Consider the following 22452-nt stretch of genomic DNA (forward strand, 5'->3'; position numbering starts at 1 on the left):
CCCATGAGTTTGTGCGTCGTCGGATCCATCAACGCCGACCTGACCGTCAATGTGGGGCGCCACCCCACCCCGGGTGAGACCCTCATGGGCTCCGGCGGCGGGATCACCGCCGGCGGCAAAGGCGCCAACCAAGCCGTCGCCGCCGCCAAGCTCGGCACCCCGGTGGTGCTGGTGGGCGCAGTCGGAGCCGACGCGAACGCCGAGCCCGCCACAGCGCTGCTGCGCGACGCCGGCGTGGACCTTGCCCACGTGGAAGACGTGGAGGACGTCACGGGCCTGGCCGTGATCACCGTGGCCGCTGGCGGCGAGAACACCGTGCTCGTGGTGCCGGGGGCGAACGCGCTGGTGGGCGCCGAGCTTGTGCAGCGGCACGCCGCGGCGATCGAGGCCGCCGAGCTGGTACTGCTGCAGGGCGAAATCCCTGCCGACGGCTTCGCTCGTGCCGTGGAGTTGGCGCGTGGCCGCGTCGTGGTCAACCTCGCACCCGTTGTCGACGTGCCGCGCGAGGCACTCCTGCGAGCCGATCCGCTGATGGCGAACGAGCACGAGGCTGGCCTCGTGCTACAGCAGCTCGGGTTGGACGGCGCAGGCACCCCGGAGGAGCTCGCCCGCCGCCTGCTGGACGCCGGGTTCGCCTCCGTTGTGCTCACGCTCGGCTCGGCCGGCGCGCTGGTCGCTTCCGGCGGCGAGCTGACCCACATCGAATCGCCCAACGTGGATGCCGTGGACACCGTCGGCGCGGGCGACGCGTTCGCCGGCGCCTTCTGCCACCGCCTCTTGGCCGGCGACTCCATGGTGGACGCCGCCCGCTTCGCCTGCCGCGTCGGCGCGTTTTCCGTCACACGGCCCGGCGCGCAGCCGTCCTACCCATCTGCGGCTGATACGCTGCCGTCGGTCTAAATCCCCGCCATGTCCAGCAGGCGGCCCAGCACCGCCTTGCCATGGCGGCGCAGCCCATCGTGCTGGAATCTGTCCGTCTCAAAGACCTGCGCGCCGATGTGCGACGCGGTCTCTAGCGACTGCTCGCGCGGAACGAAGATGTCGTCGGTGTAGACCGCCGCGTACGCGTCGTGGCCGCCGACCAAGCCCGCGTAGAGGTTTGACCAGTCGTCCTTCTGCGCCAGCGCATCGGCGGCGGCCGAAAATGGGCGCAGCGCCGGGTCTTCGGCGAATTGGAACGGGAAGATGTGCTCGCCGGTGAGGTAAAACTCCGCATCATCGGGGCTCGCGTCGGGCGCAAAGCCGTCCAGCTCGGCGGACACCCGCTCGGCCGCCCACGCCGTCGCCCCCGGCACGGTACCACCGTAGATGGACTCGTGCACCGCGGCGTACAGCGGCCCTTTGGCAAAGCTCACGCGATCCCCCACCGCCGCCAGGAAGTCTGTGCGGAGCCTGCCGTTGGTGTGGAACGGCGCCTCAAACAGCCGCGCGAGCGACGCGAAACCACCTTCGCGGCCCAGCTCGATGCCCACCGTGCGCAGCCGTTTCGCGCTGAGACGCTCGCCTGTGGGTAAGAATTCCTCTTGCGCGTCGAGATGGCGGCACACCTCGAGCACCTTTCGCTCGGCCGCGGGGTACTGCTCGTTGAACTGCAGGTGGCGGCGTTTCAGCTTCGCAAACGTCGCTCGGTACACGTCCTCGGGGCCTGTGCTTATCGACGCCAACCCTCCGGTAAACAACGCCCTGCCCACCCTCTCCGGGCGTACGGCAAGGTAGTGCAGCAAGCAGAACCCGCCGAACGACTGCCCCAGCACGTCCCACTGGTCCAGCCCCAACTCCTCGCGCACCGACTCGGCGTCGGCGACGATCTCGTCGGCACGCAGGCGGGTGAGCACATCGGTGCTGATGAGCTCCGGCGTCGCAGCATCAATCCTTGTGGAGCGGCCCGTTCCGCGCTGGTCCAGCAGCACCACCTGGTATCCGCGGGCAAGCGCCACGTTCATCCACTCGAAGCGCTCCCGCGGCGCCGGAAAGCCTGGCCCGCCTTGGAGGTACAGCAGCGCCCGGGCGTCGGGGTCGCCGACAACGCGAGCGAACACGGTGAAGCCGCCGCGGGTGATCTCAATTTCGCGCATGCGGAGATTGTAGGAACTGCAGGAGTTTTCGCTGCGTCGTATACCTATGCACGACGGAATGGAAATCGAATTTTCGCCGGTAATAGTGAACGCGTCGCAACTCGAGCGTGGACGGACCTACCTGCGGATCAGCGACGCACGGTTCGTTCATGAGTCATACGGGCGGGATCGTTGGACCGTGAATCTTGCGGCGAGGCACCACCCGCGCAGCGAACGCTACGACGTCCCGGCGGCCGTGCGGGCAGTGGTCCACGCCTACGAGCGTCCCGGAAGCGTAGTTTGCGGGTTCTCCGCGTTGGCACTCTACGGCTTACCGTTTTTGGTGGAGGGTGCAGACACGACGCTGCGCGCCCCCATAGGTCGCTGCTCGCCGGCTTCAGCGTTCGCCCCGGCAATCTCCAGGCTGAGAGCACCTCACACAGAGACATGGACGCTCACACACCGGGGCGTTCCCATCCGTGTGGCCACGCCCGCGCGGGCTACAGCCCAGGCACTGCAGCAGATACGCCGGGGCGAACACTCCTGGCAAACAGAGCCGGTGCCGGGCGTGCAAGCTGAGGTCGTGAGAGCGGTGCAGCTGGTCGACTGTGTGCGACGATACCTGAACCTGCAGGTAACTGAGGTGAACAACGCGACAACGGGCCAGCTGAACCAACGATGGATGACAAAGGTTATACAACTGTCCCGCGCGACCGCAGACTCCCCGAAAGAGACAGAGCTGCGTCTCCTCCTTCAGCCGGTAGCGAAGAAGTACGGCGTGCTGCTGGTGGAGCAATATCCCCTGGTGGTGGGCGGGAGGGTGGTCACCACGTTCGATTTCGCTATTCCAGACCTGAAGCTGGGAATCATGTTCGACGGCCGCCACCATTGGGAGCACGAACAACGCCAGCTAGACACCACGATCAATCTCACGTCGATGCTTCACGGCTGGGCGGTACCGCGCGCGGGGTCGAAGAGTATGCAGATGTGCGTCCAGGTAGTCGAGTCGGAGCTGCGCAAGCGATTGGGAGTGCCGGATGACCGGCGATGACGGATGTTGCATGTGCTCCAGTCACCACCTGGGCAAAATGACAGATGTTACATCGCCCGCTTTGTGTCAAGTGGTTGTGAACGGGTTTGGGTGTTAGATCGTGATGGGTTGTGGGGGTGGGGCGGTTTGGGTGGTGGTGCGGATGATGCTGACTTCTGTTGGAAGGCTTGTGCTGGCTTTGGTGTCCGGTAGTTGTGTGATGGCGCCTTGGCTCAGTGCGGTTCGCATCGCTTCTTCACGTTTGTGCTGCAGTTGTATCCAGGTGCCGTCGAGGACTGCTTGTGGTGGGTAGTAGTTGATCCCGCTGTGCGGGGTGGCGTTGTAGACCGGCACCCAAGCGCTGACCCAGGCGTTGGCTTCGCTCAGCGTGGTAAAGGTTTTCGGATAGTAAGTCCTGGTCTTTAGGGTGTGAAACACCGACTCGGCGTGCGGGTTGTCGTTGCTGGTGTGCGGCCGGTTCAACGAGCGGGCCACACCGTGTTCGGCGAACAGTTTGCCGAGTCGTTTGCTGGTCATCGCAGCACCGTTGTCGGAGTGCACGGTGTGCACATCGGGAAAACGAGTGAAGATGTCGGCGAACATCGCTGCTGCAAGTTGGCTGTTTTCTCGTTCGGCGACGACGAACCCGACGATGGCACGCGAGTACAGATCGATCACCATGTGCAACGCGAAGGTTTGCCCGTAGTACTGGCCAGGCAAAAACGTAATGTCCCAGCACAACACCTGTCCGGGGGCGGTGGCGTGCACATGCGGCGGCGCGGCGGTGTGGCGGCGTGTAGCTTGTCTGGCTTTGGTGTTGTGGCGTTGGTGCAACAGTTTGCCATGGGCTTTGGCCACTCGGTAAAAGCTGCGCAGACTCGCCAGATAGATCCCGTTGTTCAACGCGGCGTAAAACACCTGGTCCACCCCGCAATGCGGATTGCCATCTAGTATTTCTACGATGCGTTTCACAGTGGCATCCGGCAACCGGTTGATCCGGCGTTGGTGATGCGGAATCGGGTTGTCGGTGCGTGGGCGCGGATTGGTTTCGTAGAAGACCCGGCTGCGCGACACGCCGATAATGCCCATTGCTTTCGTTTTGGAGTAACCGACGGAAACAAGCTGGTTGATCAGCGTTTCTTCCGCTTGCCGTCCTTGCTCGTAGAGGCGTTGTTGGGCGTCGGTGAGGACTTTTCCTCCGCGTCTGAGTCCACGCCAGGTGCTCCTGGCATGGACGCTAAAGCTTTTCCCAACACGTCAGTGGCCAACTCAGCCCGCTCTGCCCTTTCCGTCGCCTTATCCAGGGCACGCTGCATTGCTTCTTCCCGGCGTTTCGCGTCGAGTTCCAGCTTGCGCTTGTCCTGCGTTAGCGCGGAAATTTCCTTGCGCAGCTGCTGAATTTCAGCGCATTCATCCATCGTCAACGTTCCAACCCTCCTTGGCCTTGTGCGTGTCGGCAGATCACCGTCCGCCACCATTGCTGTCCAGCGTCGCACGGTGTGAGAGCCAAGTCCATGCGCAACCAACCACGCTTCTTTCTGGCCATGTGGTACTAACCCGTACTCGACAACCACCTCACGGATGTATTCCGCACTAGGTTTGCCCAGGTAGGCAGCATCCGCCAAGTGTTTGGCACGCTCGGCACCGCCAAGGCCGTCATCAGTGGTTTTCGATTTCTGCAATGCGCGGGCCCAACGCTTGATATTGAGGTATTGGATTCCCTGCCGAGCACACCACAGGCCCTTCGTCCCATAGGGCAACACGTTGTAAATCGTGATCATCTGCCGCTGCTGTGCTGGATGAAACCAACTACCGGAACCGGTCGTGCGGTACGGGGAGAACACGAACGCCACCGACTCAGGCGACGCTAACGTCTCATCATCGAGCACTTCCCCCACCGCCAGCACACGCGGCGGCATCGCCAAGATCTCCTCGACTTCCTCACGCGACGTCTTAGGCTTGACCTTCCGGGCAACCACCGGGACCTCAACAGCCGGAGCCGACGTCAACACCGACGGCACCAACTGAGGCAACTGCGAATCGGTCATGAACAAAACCTCCTACGGTTCGTCGTTCACAACCACCCTGGCACTAAGGGGCCGATGCAGCATCCGTCATTGGGGAGCGGGAGAAGGACCTACTCCTCGCCGTCGGTGGACAGGGCCGCCACGAACGCTTCCTGCGGCACGGTGACCGAGCCGATGTTCTTCATGCGCTTCTTACCGGCCTTCTGCTTCTCCAGCAGCTTGCGTTTGCGGGAGATGTCGCCGCCGTAACACTTGGACAGCACGTCCTTGCGCAACGCCCGGATGTTTTCACGCGCGATGATCTTCGAGCCGATCGCGGCCTGGACCGGCACCTCGAACTGCTGGCGCGGAATGAGCTCCTTGAGCTTTTTGGTCATCTTGTTGCCGTACCACTGCGCGGAGTCCCGGTGCACGATGGCGGAGAACGCGTCCACCGGCTCGCCCTGCAGCAGGATGTCCACCTTGACCAGATCCGCGAGCTGCTCGCCGGCCTCCTCGTAGTTCAACGAGGCGTAGCCCTTGGTGCGGGACTTCAGCATGTCGAAGAAGTCGAAGATGATCTCGCCCAGCGGCATGATGTAGCGCAGCTCCACGCGGTCCTCGGAGAGGTACTCCATATTCTTCATCTGGCCGCGCTTGGACTGGCACAGCTCCATCGTTGCGCCCACAAACTCCTGGGGCACGATGATGGTCATGTTCACAATCGGCTCGTAGACCTCGGGGATCTTGCCGCCGGGCCAGTCCGACGGGTTGTGCACGATCTGCTCAGAGCCGTCTTCGGCCACTACGCGGTAAGTCACGGAAGGCGCGGTGGAGATGAGGTCCAGGTCGAACTCGCGCTCCAGGCGGGTGCGGGTGATCTCCATGTGCAGCAGCCCCAAAAAGCCGCAGCGGAACCCAAACCCGAGGGCGACGGAGGTTTCCGGTTCCCAGGTCAGTGATGCGTCGTTAAGCTGCAGCTTTTCCAGGCTTTCGCGCAGCGCCGGGAAGTCTTCCTGCGAGACCGGGAACAGGCCCGAGTAGACCATGGGCTTGACCTCTTCAAAACCTTCCAAGGGTTGCGTAGCACCCTTAGAAGCCCAGGTGACGGTGTCGCCGACGCGGGTGTCGCGCACGTCCTTGACGCCGGTGATGAGGTAGCCCACCTCGCCGGGGCCCAGGCCCTTCGTCTTCTTCATCGTGGGCGAGACCACGCCGATTTCCAAGATTTCGAGCGTCTTGCCCGTGTTCATCATCAGCACTTTTTGGTTCGGCTCGAGCTTGCCGTCCATCATGCGCACGTAGGTGACCACGCCGCGGTAGGTGTCGTAGACCGAGTCGAAAATCAGCGCCCGCGCCGGGGCATCCGCGTCGGTCGCTGACGCGCCCGACGGGGAGGATGGAGAAGGAATCAGGTCCACCACGCGGTCCAGGAGCTCCGGCACGCCCTCGCCCGTCTTGCCGGAAACGCGCAGCACGTCCTCCGGCTCGCAGCCGATGATGTTGGCAATCTCAAGCGCGTACTTCTCCGGGTCCGCCGCCGGCAGGTCGATCTTGTTCAGCACCGGGATGATCTCGAGGTCGTTGTCGATGGCCATGTAGAGGTTGGCCAGGGTTTGGGCCTCGATGCCTTGGGCTGCGTCAACAAGCAGAATCGCCCCTTCGCACGCGTCCAAGCTGCGCGCGACTTCGTAGGAGAAGTCCACGTGGCCTGGGGTGTCGATCATTTGCAGCACCATTTGCTCGCCCACGTGGTCGCCGGTTTTCGGCACCCACGGCAGGCGCACGTTCTGCGCCTTGATGGTGATGCCACGCTCGCGCTCGATGTCCATGTTGTCCAGGTACTGGTCGCGCATCTCGCGCTCGTCGACCACGTTGGACAGCTGCAGGATGCGGTCTGCCAGTGTGGACTTGCCGTGGTCGATGTGCGCGATGATGCAGAAGTTACGGATCCGCTGCGGGTCCGTGAACGTGTCCTCTGCAAAGTTTGTCGGTTTGGCGGCCATAATTGCCACATTCTACTTCGCGTGCGCCGCGCTACGGTATGCAGCATGCCGTACTACCGCCTCGGACTCGCCCACCGCTACCGCGCGAACGCGTGGTGGCGCCCGCTTATCGAATTTGTGGCGTTGGCCGTCCTAGCGACGGTGCTCAGCGTCGTCATCTTCATCCCGCTCGGCTTCGCCGCTGAGCTTTCCGGGGTGGACATGGCGGAAAATTCCGCCGACCCGCTGATGCCGCTGATCGAGGTACTCGCCATTGCGGCGATACTGCCGGCGCCCTTTATCGCCGCCCGCATCGCGGGCCGCAACCCGCGCGCGCTCATCTCCCGGGCGTTGCGGTGGCGGTGGGGCGTCTTCGCCCGTGCACTTGGGGTGGTCGGGGCAGTCTACGGGGTGCAGGTGCTTATCGACGTCCTCACGGCCTCCCCCGAGCCAATCTTCAACCCGTTCCGGGCCAAGCTACTCCTCGCGCTGCTGATTGCGGTGCCGTTGCAGTCCGCGGCCGAGGAGTTTGTCTTTCGCGGCGCGCTGCCCCAAATCCTGGGCCAGTGGCGCTGGCCCGCGTGGTTGGCGTACCTGGTGCCGGGCGCATTGTTTGTGGCCAGCCACGTCTACAACTGGGTGGGGCTGGTTGACATTGCCATCTTCGCGCTATGCACCTCCCTGCTGGCGTGGCGCACCGGTGGCCTAGAGGCGCCGATTGTGCTGCACGCCGTGGGCAACCTGATGGTGTTCGGCTACGGGGCGCTGGCACTGTCAGACCCCACCGAGACGGAAATCCTGCCCGCGGACACCATCATGTCCTCGCTGGTGACGGTTGGCACGACCGCGCTGTTGCTGTGGGCGCTGCGGGATGTCAGCCCCGAACGCGAAGAAGTTTCAACTGGGCAACAGAAACCCCTTGTACCGGCAGGCTCGACGGCTTAAGGTTGCCCGTAACTGCAACCGGAGGTGCACACGTGGCGTTCGAGCGATTCAGGCGCAAAGGTGGGCGGCCGCACACGGCCTCGCTCGACCAAGGTTTGGCGCTGTTGCATGAGCGCGTGACCAACCAGATCGAGCACCGTCGCAACCACGCCTCGCGCGTGAACGTGCGCCCGACTGGTGCCGTGCCCCGCAACGTCTACTACGCCCCGGACATGGACGGCGGCGCGGAGCCCGGCGAGGTTGTGTGGGTGACCGTGCCGTCGCAGCCACCGCGGGAGCGCTCCATGCTGGTGGTGGGCAGGGAGTACCGGGATGTGCTGGGCCTGCTCATCTCCCCGGAGGAGCAACACGCGGACGACGACCGCTGGTTTGAAATCGGCCCCGGTGACTGGGACGCGTCGGGAAGCCCGTGTTGGGTCCGGCTGGACAAAACGCTCGTGGTGCCGGAAGCCGACGTGCACCGGCGAGGCACCACCGTGCCCCAGCGCCGCTTCGAGCGGGTGGCCAACACCCTGCGTGAGCGCTTCCAGTGGTCGTAGACGGTTTGGCCTGGTAAGAGCCGGCTGGTATTCTGCTCAAGTTGCCCGTTGCCGGCCGTTGACGGGTGTGCGCAGCTACGCGGACAGGACCTTGGGTCCGCGTTCATAACCAAAGCCGCGCACGCAATGCCCTGGCCGGGACGACGACATCCATGTTCGATTGAGAAACCAAGAGGTATTGCACAGATGGCAAACATCAAGCAGCAGAAGAAGCGCGTCCTCACCAACGAGAAGCGCCGCATGCGCAACAAGTCCGTCCGCTCCGCCACCCGCACCGAGATCCGCAAGTTCCGTGAGGCTGTGGAGTCCGGCGACAAGGCTGCTGCCGAGGCGCAGCTGCGCGTGGCTTCCCGCAAGCTGGACAAGGCCGTGACCAAGGGCGTGTTCCACCGCAACTCCGCGGCGAATAAGAAGTCCAACATGGCTCGCGCCCTGAACAAGATGGACTAGGTTCCGCTTCGCTTCCGCCCCGCCCGTCGGCATTTTCGTCGCCGAGCGGGGCGTTTTGCGTTCGCGGGTTGCTCTAGATGGCCTCGCACAGCCCACGCGCCGCGAGCAGGGTGCCGACCACCATGAAGAACGCGCCGGCGGCGATGTCGATGTAGGGTCCGGCGCGCAGTAAGGAGCGCCGCACGCGTTCCGTGGAGGTGACGTGCACGACCGCGCCGAACAGCGCGAAGGAGCTGAGCCACAGCGACGCCAGCACAATAAGTGCAGTGGCCAGGGAGGGGTTCGGAGGCAACAACGGCGCGATCATCGCCGTCAGCGCCACCACGATCTTCGGGTTTGCCAAGTTGGTCATCAGCCCGCGGGTGTAGGCAGAGCGAACGGATCCTAGGCGCTGCACGGCTTCGTCGAGGTCAGCGGGCGGGTTGTGGCGGTCGCGCAGACCCCCGCGCAGGTTACGCTGCCCCATCCAAACAAGCACGGCACCGCCGACGATCTGGATGGCGGTGACGGCCTGGGGCACCGCGTTGAGCAGCGCTGCCGCCCCGAAAATCGTAAGGGCGAACCACAACGCGGCACCGGTGTGGATGCCCAGGTTCGCGGCCCACGCGTGCTGCCGTGAGCGGGTGGCGGTGCGCATGAGCAGCACCAAATCCGGGCCTGGCGCGGCCGCACCAACCAGGTTGAGCCCGACGATGACGGCGAGATCCCCCGGCGCGATCATGCGAGTTCGGCGATGCGCCGCACCGCGTTTTCCAGGGCAAACTGCGGGTCGCCGCCCTGTCCCTTCACCTCTGCGTCTAGGTCGGCGACGATGATGACCGCGTGCGAGACGGCGTCGCCGCTCCACTGGCGGGCAACCTGCATGGTCTTCTTGGCTACATAGGGGTGCATGCCGACCGTACGGGCAAGCTGGTCCGGGTTGCCGCGCACGCCGTGCAGCTTCGCAATGTCGCCCACCTTGCGGGCGAGCGCAGCCGAGATAGAGACGGGGCTCGTGCCCAGCTGTAGCGCGCGGCGCGTCGAAGCCAGGGCACGGTCGGCGCGTCCTGCCACTGCCTGATCCGCGATGTCGAATCCGGCGACCTCCGCAACACCCACGTAGTAGTCGCGCACGGACTCGACGGTGAGCTCGCCTTCCGTGTCGCTGACCAGCTGACTCACAGCGGAGGCAAGCTCGCGCAGGTCGGAGCCCACGGACTCCAGTACCGCTGCCGCCACGTCCGGGGTGGGGCGGACGCCGTGGCGGCGGAACTCCTCCATGAGCCAGGAGCGCCGCTCGTTGTCTTTGAGCGGATCCGCCTTGTGCACCTCGGCGGCTTTGGAGAACTTCGCAACCATCGCCTTTTGCCGCCCGCCGCCGGTGTGCTCGATGACTAGCGTGATACCGGGCGCCGGGTCCACGCACGCCTTGAGCAGAATCTCGGTGGGTTCTTTGCCCGCAAGCTCAGCGTGCTTGACCACGACCACCCGGTCCTCGGCGAACAGCGACGGGCTGGTCGCCATGGCGATCTCGCCCTCGGAGACGTCACCGGCGCGCAGGGTGGTCACCTCGACGCCCTCGCCGGCGGCTGCGACGATAGCTTTGGTCGCGCGCTCGGCAAGGAAATCGTCCTCGCCGAGCACGAGGTGCACGGGGTTGAGCATGCGCGCCATCTTACGGCTCCCGGTTTGGAAAGATCACGGGGATCCCCTCCCTCGTCGCTACCGGGCGTGTGCGGGCCGGGCCGCCCTCGAGGACGACGACAAGCTCGGCCCCCGCCGGCACTGGCTCCACTTCCTCGACGGTGTCTACGACGTGGGCGCGCTTCCCCGCGGGGTCGATCGACGTGGGCTGGGCGGGTGCAGCGAACATTGCCACGCACGCGACCGTGGCGCAGAGCGTCACCCGTGGCCGGCCAGCGAGCACGCCCGCGACGACCCACCCGTAGACCACAAGCGCCACAAGCGGGGTGGCAGCGACGGTTGCGCCCGGTATCCCCGCCCCAGTTCGGGCGACCGTGTGCACCCACCAGGCCATTGGTTCCACGCACCACAGCACCGGCGTTTCCAGCCCGCCTGGCACCAGCGAAAGCACGGCGACCGCAAGCCCCAGCACCGTCACCGGGCCGACCACGGGAGCGACCACGACGTTTGCCCCGACCGAGACCAGCGAAACCTTCCCCGCCATCATGGCCACGATGGGCATCGTGGCCACGTCCGCTGCTACCGCGACCGCAAGCGCCCGAACGAGGATGTCGGGCCATCGCGTCACCGCGAATGCCTGGTACAAGAGCGGATACACCGCGACGATCCCCGCCGTAGCGGCCACGGACAACGCGAACCCGTAATGCACAGCCAGATCCGAATCCACCAGCACAAGCCCGATCACGGACAGGCACAACGCGTGGATCGGCTCCGACTGCCGCGAGGAGAGCACCGCCACCAACCCCACCAGCCCGGAGACCGAGGCCCGCAGTACGCTCGGCTCCGGCCCCACCAGTCCCGCGTAGACTAACAGCGCCGCTGCGGACGCCGCGATCTTGCCTCGCAGCCCCGCCCCGGCCGCAGCCGCCACGACCGCGGCGGCGGTGGACACGATCGCGATATTCGCACCCGAGACCGCCGAAAGGTGCGACAGCCCGGTGTCGATGTACATCTGCTGCTCTGCCGGCGACTGCAGGCTCACGTCCCCCAGCACCATACCCGGGATGAGCCCCTGCGAGGCCGGCCCCACCTTCGCCTCCACTGCCGCCGCAAACGTCGAGCGCACGTGGAGCGCGAATGCCGCCAACCCCTCCGGCGGACCGAGCACCTCCACCCGCCCGTTGAGTACGAACGGGTTCACCCCTGGCACCGAAGATTCTTTGGCCACCCCGCGCGCCACCACGTGCGCGCCATTGACGGCGCCGGACGGAAGCTCCTGCGTGAAAACCGGCGTTGTCGAGGGCCTCCCCGGCACCCGCACCCGCACAAGGAAGGCCCCAGATGATGTCTGCTTCGGTGCCCCGCTGATCGTGCCCACCACTTCGGACGCCGCAGCCGACATCCCCTTGCGCACCGCCGCCGTCACCGTCGCAGCCGCGCCTAACCCAGCTGTCAGCAGCGCCTGACCCGGTTGGCGCAGCAGCACACAGCCCACGGCCAGCACCGCGATCACCGCCGCGGCAGCCCACGCACCGAACAGGATGCAGCACGCCGCCGCAGCCCACACCGCCAGCGCCGCCGGGACCAGCCGCAGCTCCGACACGGCTACAACCCCACCTGCGCGCGCATGGCCTCGAACTTGGCGGGGCCGATGCCGCGCACGTCCATCAGCTGCTCCACCGTCGTGAACGGGCCGTTGGCCTCGCGGTGGGCCACAATTGCCGCCGCGGTCGCCTCCCCCACGCCCGGCAGCGTCGTCAGCTCGTCGGCGGTGGCCGAATTCAGCGACACCACCCCCGCGCCCCCACTGTCCGAGGTCGCAGCCGCGGGTGGCGCAGCGCCAACAGCCTGGACAACGATTTGCTGGCCGTCCACGAGCAGCTGCGCCTGATTGTGCGCAAGCAGGTCCGCATGCGGGAGGGGCTGGGCTATTTGGAGGGCGTCGGCGATGCGGGAGCCCTCGTTCAACGTCATCAGCCCCGGATTGGCCACCTCCCCCACCACGGCCACGACCACAACCCCGCCCACCTCAGTGGGCGGAGCAACCTGCTCCCACTCCACCTCCTCGCCTGCGTCCCCGCCGCCGCGGGTGGCCGCCCACGCTCCAACCGCCACGAGCAGTGCCACCACCACCGCCGCTGCCGGTTTGACCGGCACCGACAGCCGCGGCTTCGGGTAACGCACGGCCATGAGGTCTTCTTCACCGGTGGGCCGGGTGAGCTCCTGCAGGCGGTCGATAGCGGTCATGCACCGGACATTAGGCACCGCCACAGACAAGCGGTAGACTCGTTACGCGGGACTGTGGATAACTTCGTTGCGGCGTCACCAACTGCCGCAGGTTATCCACATTTACTGGGTCGGCTCCTGCGAGGAGAAGACAACGGACAGGCCTATCGCGCCGGGGCCGGTGTGGACCGCGAGGACGTCGACAAGCGGCTCAAGCATCACCCGGGACCCGGGCGGCAGCCCCTCCTCCAGCATGGCCCCGAGCTGTCCGGCCGCCTCCGCGGCGTCCGCGTGCTGGATGGCCGCGAAGACCGGCTCTCTCGCCGCACGCTCCACCACCAGCTCGGTCAACTTGGCAAACGCCTTCGACTGCGTGCGGGTCTTGCCAGCGAGCTCCAACTTGCCGTCGTGCATGCGCAGGATCGGCTTATTAGCCAGCAGCGCCGCGGACAGCACAGCGGTGCCGGTGGGTAGGCGCCCGGACTTGCGCAGATCGTCCAGTTGGTGCAGGTAGATCCACGTCTCCGCGCGTGCGAGCGTGGACTTCGCCATCGCCTCGCACGCGGCGAGGTCGCCGCCTTCCCGCGCCACCGTGGCGGCGGCCATCGCCGCGGCGCCGACGCTCATGCCAGCGGCATTGGTCTCGACCACCCGCACCGTGCCGGGGAAGACCGCGGACGCCGCAACGGCCGCAGACCACGTCGACGACAGCGCCTTGGACAGGTGCAGCGCCACCACGCCGTCGTCGCCGCCGCGCTCCAATTGGCGCGCGTAGCAGGCTGCGAGCTCCAGCGAGGACAGGCCCGAAGTGCCCTTTTCCTCCCCCGCCCCCACCACGTGCATGTCGGCGACGGTGATGTCCAGCTCGCGCACCACCTCTGCCGGCAGTCCGGCGGAAGAATCCACCACCACGCGCACTGTCATTTAGTTCAGCCCCCGGTTCCAGGCCTCGAGGTACCAGCGGGTCGCCGAAGGGTCGTCGAGACGCGGCATCGCCACAAGCCTCGCGGTGTTCGCGTTACCCAAGCCCTTCAGCGCCGGGTACTGCGCGACCACAAAGCCCAGCAGCGACGCGGTGAGCGCCGCGATCGTGCCGCCGTGCGCGACCAGCAGCACCGCAGAATCGTCCCACTGCCGGTAGTCGCGCATCAGCTCGTCCACCACCTCGCGCGCGCGCGCCGCCACCTCGAGGCGGCTCTCCCCGCTCGGCGGCGCCCACGAGGCATCCGTGCGCCACACCGCACGCGCACCGTCGTGCTCGTTGTCCACCTCGCTGTGCGTTTTGCCCTGCCAGTCACCCAGGTGGGTTTCGCGCAGCCGCGTATCGACGCCTACGGGCAGCCCCAAATCCGCCCCCACCACGTCAGCAGTGTGTTTTGCGCGCATGAGGTCCGAGGAGACAATCTTGGAAATGCCAAGGCCGCGCAGCTCTTTCGCGGCTGCGTGGGCCTGCGCCACGCCGCGGTCCGAGAGCACTGTGTCCAGTTGTCCCTGCATGCGGGACGTGGCGTTGTACTCCGTCTCGCCGTGGCGCAGCAGGATCAAACGACGTTGCATCGCCGCGGCCTAGTACTCGTCGTCGGCCGCGGCCGGGCCCTCACCCGCCAGCGGCAGGTCCTCGAGGTTTGTCGCCTCGCGCAGCTTGGATTCGTCGCCGAAGGCGGCCGGGCGCTCGTACGGCTCCAGCCCCTCAACCTCGATGGCGGGGCAGTCTGCGTAGAGGCGGTCCAGACCGTAGAAATCGCGCTCCGCGTCGCGCTGGATGTGGACGACAAAGTTGCCGTAATCCAGCAGCACCCAGCGGTTTTCGCGGTTGCCTTCGCGGCGCTTCGGCTCCACGCCCTGCTCCGTCAGGTCGTCTTCAACTTCCTGGACGATGGCGGCCACCTGGCGCTCGTTGTCCGCCGAAACGATCACGAACACGTCGGTGATGGCCATGACGCCTGAGACGTCGATGACGGCAATGTTCTTGCCAAGCTTCTCGTCGGCTGCCTTGGCGGCGACCTTGGCCCGGTCGATGGAGATCTGCGGAGCGGTCAAGTGGGAAACCCTTCGTTGGTGAAACGGACAGACCCGCTTATTGTCCCACGACACGCCCCGGTAGTGCTAGTTAGCCGTAGAGGCTGTTCTTCGAGATGTACTGCACCACCCCGTCCGGTACCAGGTACCAGACCGGGCGGCCCTCAGCGGCGCGGGTGCGGCAGTCTGTGGAGGAAATCGCCATCGCGGGAATTTCCACCAAATGCACCCGCTCCTGGATATCCGCCGGCAGCATGTCCTCGCGCAGTTCGTAGCCCGGGCGGGTCACGCCGACGAACTCCGCAAGCTGGAACATTTCTTCCCAGTCGTGCCAGGACATGATGGAAGACAAGGCATCCGCGCCGGTGATGAAGTACAGCGCTTCGTCCGGGTACTGCTCGCGCAGATCCCGCAGGGTGTCGATGGTGTAGGTCGGCCCGCCGCGGTCGATGTCTACGCGGGAGACGGAAAAGCGCGGATTCGCGGCGGTTGCGATCACCGTCATGAGGTAGCGGTCCTCTGCCGCACTAATGGTCTTGCCCTCTTTTTGCCACGGCTGGCCGGTGGGCACGAAGATGACCTCGTCCAGGTGAAACCGGTCCGCGACCTCGCTCGCCGCCACCAGGTGCCCGTGGTGGATGGGGTCGAAGGTGCCGCCCATGACTCCGATGCGGTTCATTGCCGTACCTGCCCGCTGCCCTGCAGGACCCACTTCGTAGTGGTCAGCTCCGGCAACGCCATGGGGCCGCGGGCGTGGAGTTTCTGGGTGGAAATGCCGATCTCCGCGCCCATGCCGTACTGCTCCCCGTCCGTGAAGGCGGTCGAGGCGTTGAGGACGACGGCGGCGGCGTCGACGGCGTCAGCGAACCGTCGCAAAGCATCAGCATCCTGGGCCGCGATCGCCTCCGTGTGGCCGCTGGAGTAGCGCGCGATGTGGGCGATCGCCCCGTCGACGCCGTCCACGACCGCGCTCGCGATGTCCATGCTGAGGTATTCCTCGGCAAAGTCGGCCTCGGTCGCGGGCGTCACATCGGCCCCGAACGCAGCGTGCCTATCGACGTCGCCGTGCACCTCAACCCCCGCCTCCTGCAAAGCGGCGATCACTGCCCGCTTGTCCTCGTCGGGCAGCGCGGCGTCAATGAGCACCGTCTCGGTCGCGTTGCAGACGCTGACCCGGCGCGTCTTGCCGTTGATGAGCATGGCGATCGCCTTGCCCATGTCGGCGGATGCGTCGATGTAGAAGTGGCAGTTGCCCGTGCCCGTCTCGATGGTGGGCACGGTCGCGCCGGTGACCACGGCCTCGATCAGCCGCGCGCTGCCGCGGGGGATCACCACATCCACCAAGCCGCGGGCCGTGATGAGATCCTGCACGGAGTCGTGGCTGTCGCACGGCAGCAACTGCACCGCCTCGCGGGGCACACCATGCGCGGCGAGGACGTCCTGGAGCACCGCGACGAGCGCGGCATTGGAGTGGCGCGCCGTCTTGGAGCCGCGCAACAGCGCCGCGTTGCCGGATTTGAGCGCCAGCCCAAACGCGTCCACGGTGACGTTCGGGCGGGCCTCGTAAACCATGCCCATTACCCCCAGCGGGACGCGGACCTTCCTCATCTGGATGCCGTTCGGAAGCGTACGGCCAGTGAGCACCTCCCCCACCGGGTCCTGCAACCCAGCCACCTGGCGTAGGCCGCCGGCGATGCCCTCAATGCGCGACTCGTCGAGGGCGAGGCGGTCCAGCACTGACTCCGCCAGCCCGTTCGCCCGCCCGTCTGCGAGGTCTCGCGCGTTGGCCTCGAGGATCTCGGGCGCGCGCTGTACAAGGGCGGCCGCCGCGTCGCGCAGCACCGCGTCCTTCGCTGGGGTGGGCAGCACCGCAAGCCGCGGGGCGACGTCCTTAGCGAGGCGTGCCTGAGCGAGCACTTCCGCGCGCTCGGCCTGTCGTTGCTGCTCAGTCTGCTGCCCAGTCTGCTGCTCACTCATGCGGCAATCGTAGCGTTAGTACCCGGCGTCGATGTCCACCTCGGTGGACATCTTCTCTCCGGCTTCGAAGAGCTCCCAGTTTTTCGCGGCCAGCCCGCCGATGCGCCGTTCCATGAACCGAGGAATGTTCGCCACATGCGGGGTGATCACGCAGTTGTCCAGCCCCCACAGTTCGTGGTCTGCAGGCAGGGGCTCGGGCTCGGTGACATCGAGGCCGGCGCCGCGGAGCGAGCCGTCGCGAAGCGCCTGCGTGAGCGCGGGCGTATCCACGAGCGGTCCGCGACCCACGTTGACAATCACCGCGCTGTCCTGCATCTTGCCGATCGTCTCGGCATTGACCATGTGCCGCGTTTCCTCGGTGAGCGGGGTGAGCAGCACGAAGTAGTCGTGATCGGCCCACACATCGTCGGTTAGCGCGGACGTGCGGTCGGCGCCGTCGACCGGGTTACCGGAGCGGTTCACCGCGGTGATGTCCATGCCGAACGGCTCGAGGAAGCGGATGAGCGTTGTGCCGATGCCGCCTGCACCGATGAGCGCGAGCTTCTTGCCGTCGAAGAGGTATTCCTTCTCTTTGAACAGCTGCGTGTTGTTCCACTCGGGGCTGACGGCCTTGATCCGGTGCTCCACAGCGAGCAGCAGGGCGAGGGCGGATTCGGCGACCGTGTCGTCGTAGAGCCCGCCAGCGTTGGCGAAGCGGACCCCGTTCGCGGCATGTTTGGCCAGGATGCCGGCCTCCAGCAGCGCCTCAATCCCGGCGTACTGGATCTGGACGACCTTGACCGACTCGGAGAGCTCGTCCGGGAAGTCCTTCGGCCCGCCGCCGAAGACCACCAGGTCCGGATTGTCGTCGAGCGAGACATGGGTGTGTCCCTGCGCTTCAAGGTGCGCGATGGGCTCATCTTTCGGCTTGGGCAGGTACGCGAATTTCATGCCCGCCCAGGGTAGCGGCTACAGCCGCGAGGCGTAATTGGACAAGTAATCGGCGTGCACAACGGCGCGGCGCTGGTGCTCCGGCAACTCGTCTGACTGGCACCCGAGCATGGTGGCAAGCTCCGCGGCGTCGTAGGCCACCTCGCCGCGGCCCACCGCCTGCGAGTCCGGGCCCAGAATCTCCACGATGTCGCCGGCGTGGAACTCGCCCTCGATGCCGGTAATGCCCACGGCAAGCAGGCTGGTGCCGCCGCGGGTGACGGCGTCGACGGCGCCTTGGTCTAGGCGCAGCACGCCTTCCGCGTCGGCGGCGTACAGGGCCCAGAATTTCCAGGCGTTGAGCTTGCTGCCCGGACGGGTGTAGAACACGGTGCCCACCTGCGCCGTCTCCAGCGCCGCGTCGATCTTTTCGGTGGCGGTGAGCAGCACCGGCACGCCGCCGCGGGTGGCCAAGCGAGCGGCCGAGACCTTCGCCGCCATGCCGCCGGTGCCGAAGACTCCCCCATCTCCCGCCTGGATGCCTGCGAGGTCGTTGCCGGAACGGACTTCGTCGATAAGCATGGCGCCGGGGTCCGCGGGGTTGGTGGTGTAGAGGCCGTCCACATCGGACAGCAGCACGAGCGCATCCGCGGAGATGAGCGTGGCCACGATGGCGGAGAGCCGGTCGTTGTCGCCGAAGCGCATCTCGGAGGTGGCGACGGTGTCGTTTTCGTTGACAATCGGCACCGCGCCCATTTGGCGCAGGCGGTCGATGGTGCGCTGCGCGTTGCGGGCGCGCTCGCGCGACCCGGCGTCGGATTGGGTGAGCAGGACCTGCCCGATCGTGCGGCCGTAGCGCGCGAACGACGCGCCCCAAACCTGCGCCAGGTGGATCTGCCCCACCGACGCGGCCGCCTGCTTGGTGGCCAGATCGCGCGGGCGGGCCTTCAAACCGAGCGGTGCCATGCCTGCGGCGATCGCGCCGGAGGAGACCACGATGACGTCGGAACCGCGCGCGATGCGGCTTTCGATAGCGTCAACGATGCGGTCGATCTTCGCCGGGTCAAGCTCGCCCGAGGCGTTGACCAGGGAACTTGTGCCCAACTTGACCACAATGCGGCGGGCGGAGGCGATCTCTTCGCGGAGGGACATCATGGGGAGACAGTCTATCGCCTGTGGATAACGCCCGAACGCTATCCACAGGTTTCGTATGCGGATTTATTATTTCGTCTAGGCTGCGCCCCGTGAACGCATTCGATGCAACAATGAACGCCTGCGCCGTCGACTTCCTCGAGCACTTTGACCGGCAGCAGTTGCTGGACGCCGGCTTCAGCCCCCGCCGCGTCGGTGAGTGGCGGAAGGTCCACACCATCCTCTTCGGCGCCACCAAGTGGACCGCGAAGCAACGTGAGGCGGTGGCCCGGGCGCGCACGTCCGGGCTGAGCCTGGACCAGCTGGTGCTGATAGAGAAGAAGCTGCATCACATCGCAGACGCGGCGCTTAAGTGGGCATTGCGCCTCGAGCTGCTTGCCTTCCGCGGCACCTACGAGGAGTTGCGCCGCCGGGCGAAAGAGATCGTGCCGGCACCGCCGCCGAAAACGCCGCGCGCGAAGGTGGTCTTTTCCGCGCCGCGGATGGGCATGCGCTCCATGATGGTCACCGGCACCGAGCGCGACATCACCGACATCGAAACGTCCCTGCGCACCGACCTCGACCCCACGCTCCCCGAGTCGGAGCAGATGCTCGGCCCGCTTCTCGACGTCCTCCGGTCCGACACCACCGGCATCCCCCGTGCCGCTCCGCGTCCCATCGTCCTCGTGCCGATGGAGGAGCACGTGAAGATCCTCGCCGGCGACGGCGACGAGGTGCTGCTCGGGCTTACCGACGGCACCACCATGACCGGCGCCGAATACCTGCAGCGCACCCACGGCGAGGCGCTAGAAGTCGCGCTGTTCCACCCCGAGGAGGGGCCGATAAACCTGTACCGCAGCGCGCGGTTTGCCAACCAGAAACAGCGCGACCTGCTGCGGGTGGCCCAGCCGGTGTGCTCAGCCCCAGATTGTCGCCGCGCTGCAGACCACTGCGAGTTCCACCACATCGTGCCCTGGGCGCGCGGCGGCCACACCAACCTGGCCAACCTTGCGCCGCTGTGCCGCTACCACAACCGGGTCAACGACGACGTACCCGGACTATCCCGACGCGGCCGCATCGTGCGGAGGCAGGGCCGGATCTACTGGCGCTCCCCGCGCGGGTATCCGGTGTCCAACGCGCGCGGCCACCGCAGCGCGATGGACCTGCTGTTCGGCAAGCGGCGGCCCTAGCCCTGCCAGCGCTCGCGGTCGGCCTCTTCGCCGGTGCCGTAGTCGTACTCGTCGATGAGCCCGCGGCGCGCCTGCGAGGCGCGCTTGCGCTCGGCCGCAGAGGTGCGGTCGGTACCTCCAAGTCGGGCGTCCTGGCCGCGGCCCGCAAGTGTCGGGTCGCCACCGATGGACGGCTCCCAGTCGAACGAGATCTCGCCGATGGTGACGGTGTCGCCCTCCTGCGCACCTTGCTTGCGCAGCAGTTCTTCCACGCCGGCCTTGTTCAGACGGTCGGAGAGGTAGCCGACGGCTTCGTCGTTTTCAAAGTCCGTCTGGCGCACCCAGCGCTCCACCTTCTCACCGGTGACCAGCCAGCCCTCCGGGTAGATCGGATCGCGCGTGACCTCGATGCCGGCGTCGTCGTGGCGGCGGCCGACAAATGCTGGGCGGATAACCTGCGGTTCCGCGACGGGCTGCTCCTTGCGTTTTGCGCGGGCGCGCTTGACGATGTCCCACATCGCCCACTTCAGCTCATCCAAGCCCTCGCGGGTAGCGGTGGAGATCAGATACACCGGCCACCCGAACTTCTCCTCGATGTCCGCCCGCAGGAACTCAGCGAGCTCTTTTGCCTCCGGGATGTCCATCTTGTTCAACACCACCAGGCGCGGGCGCTCGCGCAGGTCGCCGAGGCCGGAATCCATATCCAGCGCACCGGCGTAGGTATCCAGCTCATGCTCGAGGGCTTCGATGTCGGACAGGGGGTCGCGCCCAGGCTCCATCGTCGCCACATCCACGATGTGGGCCAGCACCGCGGTGCGCTCAATGTGGCGCAGGAAATCCAGGCCCAGCCCCTTCCCCTCGCTCGCACCCGGGATCAGGCCGGGCACGTCAGCGATGGTGAAGGTGTCGTGGCCGACGTTCACCACACCCAAGTTCGGCGCAAGGGTGGTAAACGGGTAGTCCGCGATCTTCGGTTTAGCCGCAGACAGCACCGAGATGAGCGAGGACTTGCCTGCCGACGGGAACCCCACCAGGCCCACATCCGCCATCGACTTCAGCTCTAGGGTGAGGTCGTGCGCCTCGCCCGGTTCGCCTTTGAGCGCAAAGCCCGGTGCCTTGCGCTTCGCCGTCGCCAAGGCTGCGTTGCCCAAGCCGCCGAAGCCTCCCTCAGCCGCGATGAAGCGAGTGCCCGGCACCGTGAGGTCCGCGAGCACCTCCCCGTCCTCGTCCCGCACGACGGTGCCAACCGGGACCTCGAGCACGAGGTCCTCCCCGCGCGCGCCGTTGCGCCAATCGCCGGCGCCGTTCGCGCCGCGCTGCGCTTTCAGGTGCGGGCGGTACTGGAAGTCAAGCAGGGTGTGCACCTGCGTCGACACCTCAAGGACGATGTCGCCGCCGTGCCCGCCGTTGCCGCCGTCGGGGCCTCCGAGGGGCTTGAACTTTTCGCGGTGGACGGACGCGCAGCCATGGCCGCCGTCGCCCGCTTGGAGGTGCAGGGTTGCGCGATCAACAAATTGGGCCATGGTGAGTCCCGCCTTTCTTCTGGCCTTGCGATACGGACGATGATATGCAAAAAGCGCCACCGGCCCGAACGGACCAGCGGCGCCGATTCACTAGCGCTTACGCGGTGGCAGTTGCCTCAGCGGCGGTGCCTTCCTCAACAACACCTGCTGCCTCGGCCTGCTCGAGAACCTCGGAAGCAACGCCCTGGCCGTCAGCCGGGACGATGTTGACGATGCGGCGCTTGCGCTTGATGCCGAACTGGACGGAGCCGTCAGCCAGAGCGAACAGCGTGTCGTCGCCGCCGCGGCCAACGTTGTCGCCCGGGTGGAACTTGGTGCCACGCTGGCGAACGATGATTTCCCCGGCCTTGACCTGCTGGCCACCGAAGCGCTTCACACCGAGGCGCTTGGACTCAGAGTCACGACCGTTCGAGGAGCTGGATGCACCCTTCTTGTGTGCCATAGTTCAAACTCTCCTAGTAGTTACTTGATGCCGGTGATCTTGACGGTGGTCTGCTGCTGGCGGTGACCCTGGCGGACCTTGTAGCCGGTCTTGTTCTTGTACTTCAGAATGTCGACCTTCTTGCCCTTGCCGTGCTCGACGATCTCCGCGGTCACGTTGACCTTGGACAGGGCGTCGGTGCCGGAGGTGACGTCTGCGCCATCAACGAGAAGGATCGGGGTGAGTTCGACCTTGTCGCCTGCTTCACCCTCAAGCTTCTCGACCTTGACGAGGTCGCCTTCGGCAACCTTGTACTGCTTGCCGCCGGTCTTGACGATCGCGTACATAGAGGGTTACCCCTTATCTCTACTCGCCCGCCCCCGGCATGCACAAGGACGGAATGGAACAGTTCAAGCGTTTCGGGGCCGGTAACGAGCCAGCCGTG

23 protein-coding genes and 1 pseudogene are annotated in these 22452 nt (G+C 66.2%); 6 read left to right on the top strand and 18 right to left on the bottom strand.

Annotation, left to right across the window (positions count from 1 at the left end):
- The first annotated feature begins 3 nt into the window (after positions 1-3).
- Complete coding sequence (locus CUREI_RS08510) at positions 4-900, top strand: ribokinase (RefSeq protein WP_038612726.1); 897 nt, start codon at positions 4-6, stop codon at positions 898-900.
- Here CUREI_RS08510 and CUREI_RS08515 read toward each other — a convergent pair.
- Positions 897-2075, bottom strand: coding sequence for an alpha/beta fold hydrolase (locus tag CUREI_RS08515; protein WP_051952299.1), 1179 nt, complete (start codon positions 2073-2075; stop codon positions 897-899). The genes CUREI_RS08510 and CUREI_RS08515 overlap by 4 nt on opposite strands.
- Before the next feature lie 562 nt (positions 2076-2637).
- Between CUREI_RS08515 and CUREI_RS12295 the strand changes: the two genes are divergently transcribed.
- Positions 2638-3105 carry a hypothetical protein gene (locus tag CUREI_RS12295; protein ID WP_144242444.1) on the top strand — a complete coding sequence of 156 codons (468 nt, stop codon included), beginning with the start codon at positions 2638-2640 and terminating at the stop codon, positions 3103-3105.
- A 93-nt stretch (positions 3106-3198) separates the two neighbouring features.
- On the opposite strand, the gene CUREI_RS08525 is transcribed toward CUREI_RS12295, so the two are convergent.
- The 3 genes from CUREI_RS08525 to lepA all read right to left on the bottom strand — a co-directional run bounded on the left by CUREI_RS08525 (position 3199) and on the right by lepA (position 7096).
- On the bottom strand, positions 3199-4218 hold the full coding sequence (locus CUREI_RS08525; RefSeq protein ID WP_236627281.1) for an IS3 family transposase: 1020 nt from the start codon (positions 4216-4218) through the stop codon (positions 3199-3201).
- Positions 4215-5132 (bottom strand): hypothetical protein, encoded by a 918-nt coding sequence (locus CUREI_RS08530; RefSeq protein ID WP_038609203.1) that lies wholly within the window; start codon positions 5130-5132, stop codon positions 4215-4217. Before CUREI_RS08530 ends, CUREI_RS08525 begins: the two co-directional genes overlap by 4 nt.
- 89 nt (positions 5133-5221) lie before the next feature.
- Positions 5222-7096 (bottom strand): translation elongation factor 4, encoded by a 1875-nt coding sequence (gene lepA / locus CUREI_RS08535; protein ID WP_038612732.1) that lies wholly within the window; start codon positions 7094-7096, stop codon positions 5222-5224.
- 45 nt (positions 7097-7141) lie between these two features.
- Here lepA and CUREI_RS12650 point away from each other — a divergent pair, with 45 nt between their 5' ends.
- The 3 genes from CUREI_RS12650 (at position 7142) to rpsT (ending at position 9009) form a co-directional block, all read left to right on the top strand.
- The gene (locus CUREI_RS12650; RefSeq protein WP_038612734.1) at positions 7142-8020 is read left to right on the top strand and encodes a CPBP family intramembrane glutamic endopeptidase; all 879 of its coding nucleotides are present in this window, start codon (positions 7142-7144) and stop codon (positions 8018-8020) included.
- A gap of 32 nt (positions 8021-8052) precedes the next feature.
- A complete protein-coding gene (locus CUREI_RS12655) occupies positions 8053-8559 on the top strand; it encodes a type II toxin-antitoxin system PemK/MazF family toxin (RefSeq protein ID WP_051952301.1) in 507 nt (168 codons plus the stop codon).
- A 186-nt stretch (positions 8560-8745) separates the two neighbouring features.
- Positions 8746-9009: a 30S ribosomal protein S20 gene (gene rpsT, locus CUREI_RS08550; protein ID WP_038612735.1), complete on the top strand. Its 264-nt coding sequence runs from the start codon at positions 8746-8748 to the stop codon at positions 9007-9009.
- 73 nt (positions 9010-9082) lie between these two features.
- Here the strand turns inward: rpsT and CUREI_RS08555 are convergent, their stop codons facing one another.
- From CUREI_RS08555 to proB, 11 genes are all read right to left on the bottom strand, one after another.
- Positions 9083-9730 carry a LysE family translocator gene (locus CUREI_RS08555; RefSeq protein ID WP_038612737.1) on the bottom strand — a complete coding sequence of 216 codons (648 nt, stop codon included), beginning with the start codon at positions 9728-9730 and terminating at the stop codon, positions 9083-9085.
- A complete protein-coding gene (gene holA, locus CUREI_RS08560; RefSeq protein WP_038612739.1) occupies positions 9727-10662 on the bottom strand; it encodes a DNA polymerase III subunit delta in 936 nt (311 codons plus the stop codon). Before holA ends, CUREI_RS08555 begins: the two co-directional genes overlap by 4 nt.
- Position 10663: 1 nt before the next feature.
- Positions 10664-12235 (bottom strand): ComEC/Rec2 family competence protein, encoded by a 1572-nt coding sequence (locus CUREI_RS08565; protein WP_038612741.1) that lies wholly within the window; start codon positions 12233-12235, stop codon positions 10664-10666.
- Between the two features lie 2 nt (positions 12236-12237).
- On the bottom strand, positions 12238-12879 hold the full coding sequence (locus CUREI_RS08570; protein WP_038612742.1) for a ComEA family DNA-binding protein: 642 nt from the start codon (positions 12877-12879) through the stop codon (positions 12238-12240).
- A 102-nt stretch (positions 12880-12981) separates the two neighbouring features.
- Positions 12982-13782: a DegV family protein gene (locus CUREI_RS08575; protein ID WP_038612744.1), complete on the bottom strand. Its 801-nt coding sequence runs from the start codon at positions 13780-13782 to the stop codon at positions 12982-12984.
- On the bottom strand, positions 13783-14415 hold the full coding sequence (locus CUREI_RS08580) for a histidine phosphatase family protein (RefSeq protein ID WP_038612746.1): 633 nt from the start codon (positions 14413-14415) through the stop codon (positions 13783-13785). It lies immediately after the preceding gene.
- A gap of 9 nt (positions 14416-14424) precedes the next feature.
- On the bottom strand, positions 14425-14898 hold the full coding sequence (gene rsfS / locus CUREI_RS08585; protein ID WP_038612748.1) for a ribosome silencing factor: 474 nt from the start codon (positions 14896-14898) through the stop codon (positions 14425-14427).
- 70 nt (positions 14899-14968) lie between these two features.
- Positions 14969-15556 (bottom strand): nicotinate-nucleotide adenylyltransferase, encoded by a 588-nt coding sequence (gene nadD / locus CUREI_RS08590; RefSeq protein WP_038612750.1) that lies wholly within the window; start codon positions 15554-15556, stop codon positions 14969-14971.
- On the bottom strand, positions 15553-16854 hold the full coding sequence (locus CUREI_RS08595) for a glutamate-5-semialdehyde dehydrogenase (protein ID WP_038612752.1): 1302 nt from the start codon (positions 16852-16854) through the stop codon (positions 15553-15555). The genes nadD and CUREI_RS08595 overlap by 4 nt, the downstream gene beginning before the upstream one ends.
- Before the next feature lie 15 nt (positions 16855-16869).
- Positions 16870-17784 (bottom strand): D-isomer specific 2-hydroxyacid dehydrogenase family protein, encoded by a 915-nt coding sequence (locus tag CUREI_RS08600; RefSeq protein ID WP_038612754.1) that lies wholly within the window; start codon positions 17782-17784, stop codon positions 16870-16872.
- A gap of 18 nt (positions 17785-17802) precedes the next feature.
- Positions 17803-18915 carry a glutamate 5-kinase gene (gene proB, locus CUREI_RS08605; RefSeq protein WP_038614297.1) on the bottom strand — a complete coding sequence of 371 codons (1113 nt, stop codon included), beginning with the start codon at positions 18913-18915 and terminating at the stop codon, positions 17803-17805.
- 92 nt (positions 18916-19007) lie between these two features.
- Between proB and CUREI_RS08610 the strand changes: the two genes are divergently transcribed.
- Positions 19008-20084 (top strand): HNH endonuclease signature motif containing protein, encoded by a 1077-nt coding sequence (locus tag CUREI_RS08610; protein ID WP_144242445.1) that lies wholly within the window; start codon positions 19008-19010, stop codon positions 20082-20084.
- Here CUREI_RS08610 and obgE read toward each other — a convergent pair.
- The 3 genes and pseudogenes from obgE to rplU form a co-directional block, all read right to left on the bottom strand.
- On the bottom strand, positions 20081-21586 hold the full coding sequence (gene obgE, locus CUREI_RS08615; protein WP_038612756.1) for a GTPase ObgE: 1506 nt from the start codon (positions 21584-21586) through the stop codon (positions 20081-20083). The two genes, CUREI_RS08610 and obgE, sit on opposite strands and share 4 nt — an antisense overlap.
- 190 nt (positions 21587-21776) lie before the next feature.
- Positions 21777-22028: pseudogene (rpmA, locus tag CUREI_RS08620) on the bottom strand (50S ribosomal protein L27); the annotation flags it as partial.
- A gap of 20 nt (positions 22029-22048) precedes the next feature.
- Positions 22049-22354 carry a 50S ribosomal protein L21 gene (gene rplU / locus CUREI_RS08625; protein ID WP_038612760.1) on the bottom strand — a complete coding sequence of 102 codons (306 nt, stop codon included), beginning with the start codon at positions 22352-22354 and terminating at the stop codon, positions 22049-22051.
- Positions 22355-22452 lie beyond the last annotated feature (98 nt).

The sequence above is a fragment of the Corynebacterium ureicelerivorans genome, from assembly GCF_000747315.1.
GTDB lineage: Bacteria > Actinomycetota > Actinomycetes > Mycobacteriales > Mycobacteriaceae > Corynebacterium > Corynebacterium mucifaciens.

Bases quoted from the DNA above. Each gene is read 5' to 3' on its own strand.
- CUREI_RS08510 (WP_038612726.1), top strand. From the start codon at position 4: ATGAGTTTGTGCGTCGTCGGATCCATCAACGCCGACCTGACCGTCAAT.
- CUREI_RS08515 (WP_051952299.1), bottom strand. From the start codon at position 2,075: ATGCGCGAAATTGAGATCACCCGCGGCGGCTTCACCGTGTTCGCTCGC.
- CUREI_RS08530 (WP_038609203.1), bottom strand. From the start codon at position 5,132: ATGACCGATTCGCAGTTGCCTCAGTTGGTGCCGTCGGTGTTGACGTCG.
- lepA (WP_038612732.1), bottom strand. From the start codon at position 7,096: ATGGCCGCCAAACCGACAAACTTTGCAGAGGACACGTTCACGGACCCG.
- CUREI_RS12650 (WP_038612734.1), top strand. From the start codon at position 7,142: ATGCCGTACTACCGCCTCGGACTCGCCCACCGCTACCGCGCGAACGCG.
- rpsT (WP_038612735.1), top strand. From the start codon at position 8,746: ATGGCAAACATCAAGCAGCAGAAGAAGCGCGTCCTCACCAACGAGAAG.
- CUREI_RS08555 (WP_038612737.1), bottom strand. From the start codon at position 9,730: ATGATCGCGCCGGGGGATCTCGCCGTCATCGTCGGGCTCAACCTGGTT.
- holA (WP_038612739.1), bottom strand. From the start codon at position 10,662: ATGGCGCGCATGCTCAACCCCGTGCACCTCGTGCTCGGCGAGGACGAT.
- CUREI_RS08570 (WP_038612742.1), bottom strand. From the start codon at position 12,879: ATGACCGCTATCGACCGCCTGCAGGAGCTCACCCGGCCCACCGGTGAA.
- CUREI_RS08575 (WP_038612744.1), bottom strand. From the start codon at position 13,782: ATGACAGTGCGCGTGGTGGTGGATTCTTCCGCCGGACTGCCGGCAGAG.
- CUREI_RS08580 (WP_038612746.1), bottom strand. From the start codon at position 14,415: ATGCAACGTCGTTTGATCCTGCTGCGCCACGGCGAGACGGAGTACAAC.
- nadD (WP_038612750.1), bottom strand. From the start codon at position 15,556: ATGAACCGCATCGGAGTCATGGGCGGCACCTTCGACCCCATCCACCAC.
- CUREI_RS08595 (WP_038612752.1), bottom strand. From the start codon at position 16,854: ATGAGTGAGCAGCAGACTGGGCAGCAGACTGAGCAGCAACGACAGGCC.
- CUREI_RS08600 (WP_038612754.1), bottom strand. From the start codon at position 17,784: ATGAAATTCGCGTACCTGCCCAAGCCGAAAGATGAGCCCATCGCGCAC.
- proB (WP_038614297.1), bottom strand. From the start codon at position 18,915: ATGTCCCTCCGCGAAGAGATCGCCTCCGCCCGCCGCATTGTGGTCAAG.
- obgE (WP_038612756.1), bottom strand. From the start codon at position 21,586: ATGGCCCAATTTGTTGATCGCGCAACCCTGCACCTCCAAGCGGGCGAC.
- rplU (WP_038612760.1), bottom strand. From the start codon at position 22,354: ATGTACGCGATCGTCAAGACCGGCGGCAAGCAGTACAAGGTTGCCGAA.